This is a genomic window from Cohnella kolymensis (assembly GCF_000829465.1).
Classification (GTDB): domain Bacteria; phylum Bacillota; class Bacilli; order Paenibacillales; family Paenibacillaceae; genus Cohnella; species Cohnella kolymensis.
Genome location: NZ_JXAL01000026.1, coordinates 118,871 through 132,256, shown reverse-complemented (window position 1 = coordinate 132,256; position 13,386 = coordinate 118,871). Strand labels below are relative to the sequence as shown.

The following is a 13,386-nucleotide window of genomic DNA, read 5'->3' as shown; positions in this document are numbered from 1 at the left end:
CACTTGGGTATGAATTTCGGAAGTAGAGGAGAGCCCATGAACGCTACTAGAATGCGGCATACGCTGGATACGATAGCAGAGATGTTTCCCGATGCGAGGTGCGAACTGAACCACCGCAATCCGTTCGAGCTCACGATTGCCGTGCTTCTATCCGCTCAATGCACCGATGAAACCGTCAATAAGGTTACCGCCGCTTTATTTGATAAATATCGCACGCCCCAAGATTATCTGAACGTTCCGTTAGAAGAGCTGGAGAATGACATCCGCCGGATCGGCCTGTTTCGCAACAAAGCGGCGAACATTCAGAAGCTTTGCAGACTTGTCATAGATAAACATGGCGGAGAAATTCCCCGCGAACACGAAGCGTTAACGGAGCTGCCAGGTGTCGGCAGGAAGACGGCCAATGTCGTTGTCTCGAACGCCTTTGATGTGCCCGCCATTGCGGTGGATACGCATGTGGAGAGAGTGTCCAAACGGCTGGGAATCGCCAAACCCGAGGACTCGGTTCTCGAGGTAGAGAAGAAGCTGATGCGCAAAGTTCCTCGAAATGAATGGACGATTACGCATCATCGCCTTATTTTTTTCGGACGGTATCACTGTAAAGCGCAAAACCCTAAATGCGAGGTTTGTCCATTGCTTGAGAATTGTAAGGAAGGGAAAGCCCGCATGAAGGCTGCCTTTAAGAAGAAAAGGAGCGTAACAACGTGAGTCACACACAAACAAGCGCTCCCGAGCGGCTGTTGAACAACGCGGAAGCGGGCGGGTATCGGCGTGCGCTAGAGCAAATGTCCGAAATAGCTGCCGACAAAGGGGATCCCGTTCAGGCGGCCAAATATCGCGAACTGTCCGCTAAGCTGGGACAGGAGCGGCTTACGATCGCGTTCTGCGGACATTTTTCAGCGGGTAAATCAACGTTAGTCAATGCGATAAGCGGCGCTTCGTTATTGCCCTCGTCGCCGATTCCGACAAGCGCTAACGTCGTTACGATCGTGAATGGCGAGCCGTCTGCCGAGATGGTCTTCAAAGATAAGGACGGCAGGGAACATCCCTCCAAGCGGATTGCAGTGGAAAATTTGCACGATTTTGCAGTCGACGGTGAAGGAGTTTCTTCAATAAAAGTATCTTATCCGATCCCTCTGCTGGGGGATCGGCTCGCGATTGTCGACACACCCGGAGTAGACTCAACCGACGGCGCGCATCGTGCGGCGACTGAATCCGCGCTGCATTTGGCCGATGTCGTCTTTTACGTGACGGATTACAACCATGTGCAGTCGGAAGTGAATTTCCGGTTTCTGCGAAGCTTAACCCGTTGGGGTAAGCCGACGTATCTCATTGTGAACCAGATCGACAAGCATCGCGAAGAGCAGCTCGCTTTCGTGGATTTCCAGGACAGCCTGCGGCAGGCTTTGGGCAACTGGGGCATTGATACGGCCGGAATTGTATTTCTATCGCTCAGGGAACGGGATCATCCTCTTTCACAATGGAAGGAGCTCACGAAGCTATTGGTCTCTTTGCAGCCGCTGGCTGCTCCGCTCATGTTAAGAAGCGTTCGCCGGTCGGCCGTCCATTTGGCCGATCAATTCCGGGAGACGCTGCATGAACAGCATCGGACACAAAGGGAGACGCTTCTAGAAACTCTGGGTGAAGGCGGGGAGCAAGAACAACGAGCAGCTTTAAGAGCGGATTTAGCGGAACGATTGGATGCGGTTCAATCGGCCGGCGATTTGCAAAAAGAGCAGTTCCGATCCGAGCTGGAACGCTTGTTGAACAATGCCAATGTTATGCCTGCTGAAACCAGGGACAAAGCCCAAGCTGTGCTTGAAGCCATGCAGCCGGGATTTAAGGCGGGCTGGCTGGCAAGCGCGGCCAAAACCGATGCGGAGAAGCTACGCAGGCTTGAGCTGCTGGCATCCGATTTCAATCGGCAAGTCACTGCTAACTTGAATGGACATGTAAGAGATTTGCTTCGCAAAGAAGCGGAAAATGCCGGCTGGGGCGAGCCTTCATTGGAAGAGTCGTTGGAAGCGTCCTTCCTTCCGGTTACAGCCGACTGGCTGAAACAGAGAGTGAAACCAGGCGCCGGCGCGGATGGCCAGGCGACGCTGCATTACGCTTCCGAGATCAGCGCTGAAATAAAGGGGCAGTATCGAAAGACAGCACTGCAATGGATCGAAGAGTTACAAGCAAAAGGCAAGCCCGACAGAGAAGCCGCCGCCTTTACATTGCAGCAACAGCTGTCAGAGCTGGATGTCAGAGATGGAGCGGCAGCAGCGATATCTGCATTGGAAGCAGAGGAGAAGGCGGAAGAACGGCGGATGCTGGCATTGATGCCTGATGAAGCGGCTGTTCCGGCAATCGAATTGCCGACTCCCGAGCCGGTGGCCGCCGATTTCAGCTCAACAATTGGCGCGACTGAGCAGCGGAATGATGACGAGATCAGCGAATTGACTCCGTACAATGACAGCGAGAGGGCCGGCGTCGCTGCCGAACAGCCTGAAACGGGCGCTTCGCAAATGGCTGCCGACAAGCTGGAACGGGCAGCCGCTCTGCTGTCCCGGCTTCCGGCACTGTCCGGTATGGCGGACGGCTTATCGGCGAAAGCGGAGCGGTTCCGGAATAAGCGTTTTACGATCGCGCTTTTCGGTGCATTCAGCGCAGGCAAGTCCAGCTTCGCCAATGCCTTGGTCGGTGAACCCGTTCTTCCGGTTTCTCCGAACCCGACGACGGCGACAATCAACCGTATTCTTGCGCCATATGGCAATGCCGAGAACGGAACTGCACTCATCACTATGAAATCTGTAGAAGCATTTACCGAGGATCTTGTTCATTCTTTGAAGAGGCTCGGACTCGAGCAGAAGCAAGTGGAAGACGCGGGCACTGATGTTCCCGGATTATTGAGGCTGACGGATCAAATTGCACAGGATGATTTGCATCCGCGCGGAAGACCGCATCTAGCCTTCCTTCGGGCTGCCGCCAGCGGATGGAATGTATACGGTCCTATGCTGGGCAAGCAATTAACCGTAGGTAAAGAAGAGTACCGCCGTTATGCGGCCGAAGAACAAGCCTCTTGTTTTGTCGCGGAAATCGATTTGTACGTCGAATCTCCATTAACCCGCAGCGGGGCTGTACTCGTAGATACGCCTGGAGCGGATTCAATCAATGCGCGGCATACCGGAGTAGCCTTCCAGTATATTAAGAACGCAGATGCCGTATTGTTCGTCACCTATTACAACCATGCATTCACGGAAGCCGACCGGGAGTTTCTGAACCAGTTGGGCAGCGTTAAAGATGTATTTGAGCTCGATAAAATGTTTTTCGTTATCAATGCCGCCGATCTCGCAGCGTCCGAGACCGAGCTGGACTCGGTGAGAGAGCACGTCGCCGCTCAGCTGTTAAAGCATGGGATACGTAATCCCAGATTGTTCGCCGTATCCAGCCTTAATGGCCTCGACGCGAAAAAACACAACGACAAAGAGGAGCTTCAAGCTTCAGGTTTAATGGATTTCGAGCAGGCATTTCATTCGTTCTCCGAGCAAGAGCTTGGCGGGCTGGCGCTAGCTTCGGCGAACAAGGAGCTTGATCGCGTTGAAAGGCTGCTTGACAGCTGGGTGCAATCTGCAAACGATGATGCCGCTACCCGCGACGCAAAAGCGCAGCGGCTGCAAAACCAGGCGGAACAGTGGCGGATTCAAGGCTCGGCAATTCTGCCGCCCGCCGCGGTTCAGCCGCTGCTGCAGGAAATTGCGGAACAGCTTTATCATTTGCGCCAAAGGGTACGTTATCGTTTTAATGAACATTTCCAATCGGCATTTCATCCATCCGTACTGCAAGACGACGGCAGAGATCTGAAGAAAATGCTGCAAGCCTGCTGGGCCGATTTGAAACGTTCCCTTGGGGAGGATTTGCTCCAGGAGCTTCGTGCGGCCGGTCTGCGTCTGGAAGGTACGCTGCACAACATGGTGGAGAGCGCACTGGATACGGAGGCCGTTGCCGAGTTAGCCCGGGAGGGTTTCACACCGGAAACGTTGTCCCAGTCCCCATTGGAGCTGCCTCTCATTGAACCGTTCGCGGCCGGGCCTCATGTGGAAGGCAAAGCGTTATGGAGCTCCTTCCGTTCACCAAAGCACTTCTTCGAAAATGAGGGGAAAAATGCTCTCAGGAATCGATTGGAGGAGCAGCTGTTTCTTGAAGCGGATACGCAGCTGTCCGCTCTTCAAGAAATGTGGAACGACGCCGCGACAGCCGCATTGAATGACGTCTTGAAACAGGGCTCCGACGCATTAGCACGGCAGCTGGCGGCCTTCGCGGAGAGCTTGAGCCGGTCTCTGATCCAACCGGGAGAAGAGAGGATATTAGCGGATCTCAAGGAGCGTTGGCATAAAATAAGGCAATAAAGGTGAATGAAAGCTTCTTCTCGTCGATTATCCGATGAGAGGAGGCTTTTTCTTTTGTTATCTCTAAATATCTACACCTGGCGAGGAGAGAAGAAGGTAAATGGCGTTAATTCTCCAAATTTGAGAGCCTATGGAATCGGGAATTCATGCCAAAATCAATTCCCTCGACACAGAGGGAATTATAGGGATTTCGGGCTATTGCCTGGGATTTGGGATTCAGTTAAACTTCGGTAATCACAATCGGCGGGAGGATATGGATTGAATATTTTTCGCGAATTGAAGAGGTATTATTGGAACGACAAGACGTTCCTCTTGGGGTCTGTGGCCGGATTGGCGTTGGCGACGGCACTGGGCTTGGTCTATCCTCTTTTGCTCAAAATTCTAATAGATGACATCATTACGCCCCGCGTCTTCGAGGGAGTACTGGCATTATCTCTTTCAGCGGTCGGTGTCGTTTTTGTAAAAGCGAGCTTTCAGTTCGTGCACGGTTTTTGTGGAGGCCGATTGGGTAACCGCTTGGCTTACCGTTTGCGCAATGCGTGTTACGAGAAGCTGCAAAATTTATCTTTTTCCTATTACGATACCGCTAAAACCGGAGATCTGATGTCCCGACTTACTGCGGATATTGAAGGCATGCGCAACTTTATCGGCTTCGGGTTTGCCCAGCTGTTAAACACGGCGCTGCTCGTTATTTTCGGCTTTACGATGATGTTTTTTATCGATTGGAAACTGACTGTAATGACATTGGCAATGATTCCCGTTCTGGGATATATTGCCATCCGTTTCGAGCAGGCGATTCATCCGGTTTTTCGCTCGGTGCGTTCGGCAGTCGGCCGTCTGACGGTCAGCGTACAGGAAAACATCACGGGAGTTCGAACGGTGAAGTCTTTCGCCCGCGAGCCGTTTGAGCTGCAGAAGTTCAGCATCAACAATGAGGAATACCGGGATAATCACCTTCAGCTGGCAAGCGTGTGGGCGAAATATTTTCCGATGATCGAATTCATTGCGAACTTGAGCGTGGCGTCGCTGCTGTTGGCAGGCGGATGGCGGGTTATCCATGGCACGTTGACGTTGGGAGACTTAGTCGCTCTGTCAGGGCTTCTTGGCTTGATTGTTGCGCCTCTGTGGATGCTAGGTTTCCAGATCAATAACTATACACAATCGAAAGCGGCGGGGGAACGACTGCTCGAGCTGCTGAACCAGCCGATATCGATACGAAACTCCGCCAACTGCCTTGTCTTGGAAGACGAAGCGGTGCAAGGAAATATGCGCTTTGAAGATGTAAGCTTCCGTTATTCGGGCGATGAAACTCAGGCGTCTGCGCTGCTGGGATTCGATCTGGACGCTCCCGCCGGTTCGGTGGTCGGGTTGCTCGGAGGCACGGGGTCAGGCAAATCAACGGCTGTCGGCCTGCTGCTGCGTGCTTACGACGTATCGGAAGGAGCCATCACACTGGATGGCGTGGATATCCGCAACATCGATCTGGAAGCGATGCGCCGCCAAGTGGCGATCGTTTTTCAGGAATCGTTCCTGTTCTCCACGACGATTAAGGAAAACATCAGCTACGGATGTCCGGATGCAACGATGGAGGAAATCGAAGAAGCGGCAAGATTGGCACAAGCGGACGACTTTATCCGGGAGCTGCCGCTCGGCTATGAAACGTCATCGGAGAACGGGGCATGGGCCTCTCGGGCGGACAAAAGCAGCGTCTTGCCATTGCGCGAGCATTTCTACGCAAGCCAAAGGTGCTCATTCTGGATGATGCGACAAGCGCGCTCGATATGGCGACGGAACAACTGATTCAACAATCGCTGCGCCGAGTGATGCATGGCCGCACGGTGTTCATTATCGCTCATCGGATCTCTTCGCTCCGCAATGCCGATGAAATCCTTGTGCTGGACCGCGGCCATACGGTGCAGAGGGGCAGTCACGACAAGCTCGTTCGTCAACCGGGGCTGTACCGGGAAACTTATCGCATACAATACGCAGACCGTCCGGATGAACTCGACGCAGCGCCGATGAGCTTCACGCAGCCGTCAGAAAGAAGGGTAACGGGATGAGCCGCAATTTCGTCTATCAGGATGACGATTTTATCGATAAGCCGTTTAATTGGAAGCAGATCGGCAGACTGTTCGCTTATATCCGCCCTTATCGGGCCGAAGTCAGCCGCGTCGTGTTCGTCATGACCGTGTTCGGCATGTTATCACGACTCGCGATTCCTTTTCTGATGAGTATGGCGATCGACCGGGCGATTCATCCGGAGGATGGAAACACCAGCACGAGCCTGCTCATGTTTCTGGTTGCAGCGATGCTGCTCCTGTATGGATTGCGATGGTGGGCACAGAACTATACGATTGAAAGAACGAACCAAATCGGGCAAAAGGTTAACTTTGATTTGCGCACCGCGCTTTTCAGCCATATTCAATCTCTGTCGTTCCGGTTTTTTGACAAGCGTCCCGCGGGTTCCGTGCTCGTTCGGGTAACCAATAACGTGAATTCGCTGCAAGATATGTTTACCAACGGTGTGATCAACTCAATCATCGATATCCTGCAGCTTTTCGGGATTACGATCATATTGCTCGTGCTTCAGCCTAAACTGGGTCTTGCGGTGATGATTACCGTTCCGATCATGATCGTCGTATCCTCCTCGCTGAGGAAGAAAATCCGGATGGCCTGGCAAATCGTCAGCATCAAGCAGTCGCGCATCAATGCCCATTTAAATGAAAGTATCCAAGGGATTCGCGTGACGCAAGCTTTTGGTCAGGAAAGGGAAAATATAGTGTATTTCGACGGTATGAACAAGAGCAATATTCGTTCCTGGAATAAAGCTTCGGCACTAAACCAGACGTTCGGTCCCGTGATCGAGATGACTTCGGCGATCGGCACGTTGATCCTGCTGCTGTACGGAACGTACCTGATTCAATCCGGTGCAATGACTGTAGGTGTGCTGGTGGCGTTCGTCACTTACGTCGGCAGCTTCTGGGAACCGATCACCAGACTCGGTATGATGTATTCTCAGCTGCTGATTTCGATGTCCTCCGCAGAGCGTATCTTTGAATTTATGGATGAAACGCCGGCGGTACCGGAGAAAGAGAATGCCCCCCGGCTGCCCAAGCTTCAAGGCCATGTGCGATTGGATGGTGTAACCTTCGGCTATGACAGTGACCGGCTTGCTCTGAAAGGAATAGACCTTGACGTGAAGCCCGGCATGTCGGTAGCGTTGGTCGGCCACACCGGCTCAGGTAAAAGCTCAATCGTGAATCTGTTGTGCCGCTTCTATGACACGACAGAAGGCCGCGTCCTTCTCGACGGGGTCGATGTTCGGGATGTTACCATCGAGAGCTTGCGCAGCCAGATCGGCATCGTTCTTCAGGACACGTTCATTTTCTCGGGTACGATCCGGGACAATATTCGATACGGCCGCCCCGATGCGACCGATGCCGAGGTGGAAGCCGCAGCGCGCTCGGTAAGAGCTCACGAATTTATTTCGCAGCTGCCTGACGGCTATGATACCGAAGTGCAGGAGCGCGGCAACGCTCTCTCCGTCGGACAGCGCCAGCTGTTATCTTTCGCCCGCGCGCTGCTTGCGGAACCGCAGATTCTTGTTCTGGATGAAGCGACGGCCAGCATCGATACGGAAACGGAGCTGCGTATTCAAGAAGCGCTGTCAACGCTGCTGCAAGGGCGCACCTCATTTATCGTGGCCCACCGGTTGTCGACGATCCGCCACGCCGACTGCATCGTCGTGCTCGATCATGGGCAAATCATCGAAATGGGCAATCATGAGGAACTGATGAGACGTCCGGGACATTACCGAATTTGGTGGATGCGCAATACCGGTTTTTATCCGCGTAAGTCAAAGAACCGTCCGATCGGCGAGCAATCGCTGTCGGACGGTTTTCTTTTTAATTTGAAAAATATGCCCGGAACCGTTATCGTTGATGCTAACAAGCAATTTCGGGACAAGTGTCCGGATAAAGCGGTACAGGGGGAGCAGTCATATGATAAAGTCCTCATGGTTATGGCGTATTCTAGGTACGGCAACATTGGTGTGCTTATTAGCTTTGCTGGTCGGATTCGGCTGGGCGCTGAGAGATACATGGTTTCCTCCTGGAGGAATGGCTTTGCCCGGCGCTTCACCGACCGCTTCGCCGACGGGAGAAGATTTGACGATGAAGGAAGAAGTGCTTATAACGGCTGTTGGTGACTCTTTAACGGTGGGTACCGGCGATGCGACCGGTAACGGCTACGTTAAAGGAGTGACTGCGGGTCTGGTGAAAGCATTGGATAAACCGGTCAGAACGATTAATAATCTGGGCATCAACGGACTGCGGGCGGATCAGCTGGTACAAAGGCTGGACGAAAGAGGATACCGCAATTCGCTTGGGAAAGCGGATATCATTCTGTTCACGATCGGCGGCAACGACCTATTCCAGATCGCGCAGAACGGCGGATCGATGACGGAAGGCGGCGGAGATTTATCGCTGGAGCTGCTTAAAGCCAGCATGCCGGAAGCCAAGCAAAGGCTGAAGGCGGTTTTTGCAAAGATAAGGGAAATGAACGCTTCCGCGCGGCTCGTGTATGTCGGACTTTACAATCCTTTCTACGATGTGCCGGAAATGAGGCCCGGATCGCAATATATTTCAGAATGGAACAGCTACGCTCACAATCTGGCGGAGGCGGACGGCAATGCAACGGTCGTACCGACCTATGATCTGTTCGAAGACAAGATCGCCAAGTACTTGTCCTCCGACCATTTTCATCCTAATGCGCAAGGATACGCCCGGATCGCGGAGCGGATCGTTCAAGCGCTTTATTAAACGGGAGGATGACGGATCATGACAACGGCTCAACGTGAAATCGTATTGTCCGTGCAAGGATTAAAGAAAAAAATCGGTGGCAAACCGATCATTCATAACGTGTCCTTCGACGTGCACGCCGGTGAAATTTTCGGCTTCCTCGGTCCCAACGGATCCGGGAAAACAACGACGATCCGCATGCTGGTCGATTTGATCAAACCGACGGAAGGACGCATTTTGCTGTGCGGCGAAGAGGTTGGACTGCATCCGGAGCGAGCGCTTTCGCATGTCGGATGCATCGTGGAAAATCCTGAAATGTACGGCTTTATGACAGGATGGGAGAATCTCGAGCATTTCGCCCGCATGCAAGCGGGAATCAGTCCGGACAGAATAATGGAAGTGGTCAAAATCGTAGGCATGGACCAGCGGATCCATGATAAGGTGAAAACTTACTCGCTGGGAATGCGTCAGCGGCTCGGCATCGCTCAAGCATTGCTTGGAAACCCCAAGCTGCTCATCCTGGACGAACCGACGAACGGCCTGGATCCGAAAGGAATCAAGGAGCTCCGGGAGTTTATCCGGATGCTGGCCGACGGGGGAATGAGCTTGTTCATTTCCAGCCATTTGCTGAGCGAAATTCAACTGATGTGCGACCGCGTTGCGATTATCGCTCATGGAGAAGTTATTGCGGTAGGGGATGTCGATGAACTGGTATCTCAGGTAGGCACTTATACGGTGTGGGAGCTGGAGAAACCGGTGGAAGGCCGCCGCTTATTGGAGGCGGAGTGCGGTGTGAGGATTGTGGAGAATGAAGAGCACCGGATCGATGAGGCGATCATGTCCGACCTGTCGGATGCGATCGTCACGGTAATGGACGCGGATCGCATCCCGGATCTGGTGGGCAAATTTGTCGCTTCCGGCAACGGCATTCGCAGCGTCCAGCGAGTTGCGCCTTCGCTGGAAGAACTATTCCTAAGGCTGACGGAGGGGGAGACGATTGGCTAATTTACTCGCACTCATTCAGAACGAAACGCTGAAAGTATGGAAAAAGAAACGCTTTGCCGTGGTCGTCCTCATTCTGCTCATCCTGATCCCGGTTTTTGTGTATGCGCAAATGAAAATCGCTCAAAACAGCGCCGAAAAATTTAAAACAGACTGGCGGGCCGAGCTTCAAAGCCGGATTACGTCGAATACCAATGCTTTAAGCAACGACCGCATACCCGAGGAATGGAAGAAGTGGAGGCGGGCGTTAATCCAGCAGCTGCAATATTATCTGGATCATGACATTAACCCTCAGACACCTAATGCAGTCACTTTCACCCGCAGCTTCATGGATAACTCCGTCACTCTGTTTATTCCGCTGATGGTGCTCGCCATCGCGTCGGACCTTGTGTCCTCGGAGCGTTCGACGGGTACGATCAAGATGCTGCTCACACGTCCGGTAAGGCGATGGCGTATTTTATTTTCGAAATTGGCTACTCTGACCCTGTATGTTTCATTAATTATTGTCACGACGGTAATGCTCTCCTATTTGATTTCCGGGCTTGTTTTTGGCTACAGCGGATGGGGAGCGCCGGTGTTCGTCGGGTTTCAAGTGAACGGCGCGGATGTCGACACAAGCTCGGTTCATGCGGTGAGTCAAGGGGTATATTTGCTCATGCAAGCGGGACTGATCTGGTTTTCCGCCATGGTCGTCGCCATAATCGCTCTGATGGTTTCCGTACTTGTACGCACACTGCGGCGAGTTTCGTAACGATGATGGCCGCCATTATATCCGGAACCATCTTGTCGAACATGGCTTCATCCTGGGAAAGCGCAAAATATTTATTTAATGTGAATTTGGAGTTATCCGCGTATCTTCAAGGCACACCACCGCCGATCGAGGGGATGAACCTCGGTTTTTCCCTTATCGTTCTAGGGATTTCGGCAGCCGCGGCACTGATCGTTTCATTCACCGTCTTTACGAAGCAAGACATCTTGAATTAAAATGTACGGAAGGCGCGTGTGCGGATAAATCAGGATTACCGTTTCGAAATGAAACCATCCGTGTTATCATCATGACGCAAGAGACAAGCAAGGGGGTCCATTCGTGACCGAACAAATAGATCTGTTCGCGGAAAGCGCAGCAATCGCTGGCACGGAATACAGCGCGGACGACATTCAGGTACTGGAAGGATTAACCGCGGTCCGCAAGCGGCCGGGTATGTATATTGGCAGCACGACAGCTTCCGGATTGCATCATCTGCTGTGGGAGATTGTCGATAATGCGGTAGATGAGCATCTGGCGAAGCACTGCTCACGGATCGATGTAACCGTTCATCAGGACAACTCTATAACGGTTGTGGATAACGGCCGGGGTATTCCGACCGGTATGCACAAGACGGGCATTCCAACGCCGCAGGTCGTATTCACCATTCTCCATGCCGGGGGGAAATTCGGCGGGGGAGGCTATAAGAAATCCGGGGGTTTGCACGGCGTCGGCGCTTCGGTAACGAATGCGCTGTCCGAATGGCTGCAAGTGGAAATTTACCGTGACGGTAAAATACATAAACAGCGGTTCGAGACCTGGGTGGATCAGGGCGGCAAGGAACATGTCGGTGAGCCGGTCGGCGGTATGGATGTACTCGGCAATACGAACAAAACCGGTACCAAGGTGACATTCAAACCGGATGTGAAAGTATTTCACGGGAACGTAAGCATGAGTTATGACACGCTTGCCGAGCGGCTGCAGGAAATCGCGTTTCTGAATTCAGGCTTGAAGGTGAACCTGAAAGACGAACGCAGCGGCCAAGAAGAGAGTTTTCACTACGAAGGAGGCGCCCGTCAATTCGTTCAATTCCTGAACGAAGATAAAACGGTGCTTCATGACGTCATTCACTTTACTGCGGAAAAAGACGACATTGAGGTGGAAGTGGCGCTTCAATACAACGACGGATATACGGAGACTATAGCTTCTTTCGTGAACGCGATCCCAACCCGCGGCGGGGGCACGCACGAAACCGGCTTTAAAACCGCGTATACGCGTGTGATGAACGAATATGCCCGTAAAACAGGACAGCTTAAAGAAAAGGAAAAGAACCTGGAAGGCAACGATCTGCGCGAAGGCATGATGGCGGTCATCAACATCAAGATGTCCGATGTCGAATTCGTCGGCCAGACCAAGGACCAGCTGGGCAGCGCATCCGCACGAGGCGCAGTGGACGCAGTCGTTGCTGAGAAGATGGCTGTCTTTCTTGAGGAAAATCCCCAAGTCGGGCAGCAGCTGATCCGTAAGTCCGTGCAGGCTTCCAAGGCGCGGGAAGCGGCACGCAAAGCCCGCGAGGAAATCCGCAGCGGTAAGAAAAGGAGTGAAAGCGCGAGCCTTGGCGGCAAGCTCTCTCCCGCACAGTCGAAGGATTACACACGCAATGAGCTGTTTATCGTAGAAGGCGATTCTGCCGGAGGCTCGGCGAAGCAGGGTCGGGACTCGAAGTATCAGGCGATTCTGCCGACCAAAGGCAAGCCGATGAACCCGGAGAAAGCGAAACTGCTCGATATTTTGAAGAATGAAGAATATAAATCGATTGTCGCGGCCATTGGATCGGGCATCGGATCGGAATTCGACCTGGAAAGCTGCAATTACGCCAAAATAATCATAATGACCGATGCGGACACGGACGGCGCGCATATTCAGGTCCTGCTGCTCACCTTCTTTTACCGCTATATGAAGCCTTTGATCGATGCGGGCAAGGTGTTCATCGCACAGCCTCCTCTGTATAAGGTGACGAGAAAGTCCGGCAAGCTCGAGACCGTGCGTTACGCCTGGACGGATGAACAGCTGAGCAATTACTTGAAAGAGATCGGCAAAGGCGCCGAGCTGCAGCGGTACAAAGGTTTGGGTGAGATGAACCCCGATCAGCTCTGGGACACGACGATGAACCCCGAGACGCGCACGCTTCTTCAGGTACAGATCGAAGACGCCGCGAAAGCGGAGCGCCGCGTGTCGACCCTGATGGGCGACAAAGTCGATCCTCGCAAGCGCTGGATTATCGAGAATGTGGATTTTACGGAGTTCGAGGAGTAACGTTACTCGGCGAAGTATCGAGAAAAGGGATTGCCCATGGAAAGTTTACGGCCGCCTTTAAAATCGAGTTGTATCCGCATATTCAATTCAAAGAACAACTTGATTTTAACAGCGGTGGAATGGGCAACCC

The 13,386-nt window shown here is 52.8% G+C and carries 6 protein-coding genes and 2 pseudogenes; all 8 read left to right on the top strand.

What is annotated here, in order from left to right; all coding sequences use genetic code 11:
* The first annotated feature begins 36 nt into the window (after positions 1-36).
* The 8 genes and pseudogenes from nth to parE all read left to right on the top strand — a co-directional run bounded on the left by nth (position 37) and on the right by parE (position 13,256).
* The gene (gene nth / locus SD71_RS17330; RefSeq protein WP_041065894.1) at positions 37-708 is read left to right on the top strand and encodes an endonuclease III; all 672 of its coding nucleotides are present in this window, start codon (positions 37-39) and stop codon (positions 706-708) included.
* A complete protein-coding gene (locus SD71_RS17325) occupies positions 705-4,394 on the top strand; it encodes a dynamin family protein (RefSeq protein ID WP_052476362.1) in 3,690 nt (1,229 codons plus the stop codon). The genes nth and SD71_RS17325 overlap by 4 nt, the downstream gene beginning before the upstream one ends.
* Before the next feature lie 258 nt (positions 4,395-4,652).
* Positions 4,653-6,454, top strand: a pseudogene (locus tag SD71_RS17320) (ABC transporter ATP-binding protein).
* The gene (locus tag SD71_RS17315) at positions 6,451-8,601 is read left to right on the top strand and encodes an ABC transporter ATP-binding protein (protein ID WP_326998772.1); all 2,151 of its coding nucleotides are present in this window, start codon (positions 6,451-6,453) and stop codon (positions 8,599-8,601) included. Before SD71_RS17320 ends, SD71_RS17315 begins: the two are co-directional and overlap by 4 nt.
* The gene (locus SD71_RS17310; protein WP_235427216.1) at positions 8,567-9,214 is read left to right on the top strand and encodes a GDSL-type esterase/lipase family protein; all 648 of its coding nucleotides are present in this window, start codon (positions 8,567-8,569) and stop codon (positions 9,212-9,214) included. The genes SD71_RS17315 and SD71_RS17310 overlap by 35 nt, the downstream gene beginning before the upstream one ends.
* Before the next feature lie 18 nt (positions 9,215-9,232).
* The gene (locus SD71_RS17305) at positions 9,233-10,198 is read left to right on the top strand and encodes an ABC transporter ATP-binding protein (protein ID WP_041065889.1); all 966 of its coding nucleotides are present in this window, start codon (positions 9,233-9,235) and stop codon (positions 10,196-10,198) included.
* A pseudogene (locus tag SD71_RS17300) lies at positions 10,191-11,179 on the top strand (ABC transporter permease). Before SD71_RS17305 ends, SD71_RS17300 begins: the two are co-directional and overlap by 8 nt.
* A gap of 103 nt (positions 11,180-11,282) precedes the next feature.
* Positions 11,283-13,256: a DNA topoisomerase IV subunit B gene (gene parE, locus SD71_RS17295; protein ID WP_041065886.1), complete on the top strand. Its 1,974-nt coding sequence runs from the start codon at positions 11,283-11,285 to the stop codon at positions 13,254-13,256.
* Positions 13,257-13,386 lie beyond the last annotated feature (130 nt).

What these genes read in the sequence shown, in the direction of transcription:
- nth (WP_041065894.1), top strand. Translation starts at nt 37, where the DNA reads ATGAACGCTACTAGAATGCGGCATACGCTGGATACGATAGCAGAGATG.
- SD71_RS17315 (WP_326998772.1), top strand. Translation starts at nt 6,451, where the DNA reads ATGAGCCGCAATTTCGTCTATCAGGATGACGATTTTATCGATAAGCCG.
- SD71_RS17305 (WP_041065889.1), top strand. Translation starts at nt 9,233, where the DNA reads ATGACAACGGCTCAACGTGAAATCGTATTGTCCGTGCAAGGATTAAAG.
- SD71_RS17310 (WP_235427216.1), top strand. Translation starts at nt 8,567, where the DNA reads ATGAAGGAAGAAGTGCTTATAACGGCTGTTGGTGACTCTTTAACGGTG.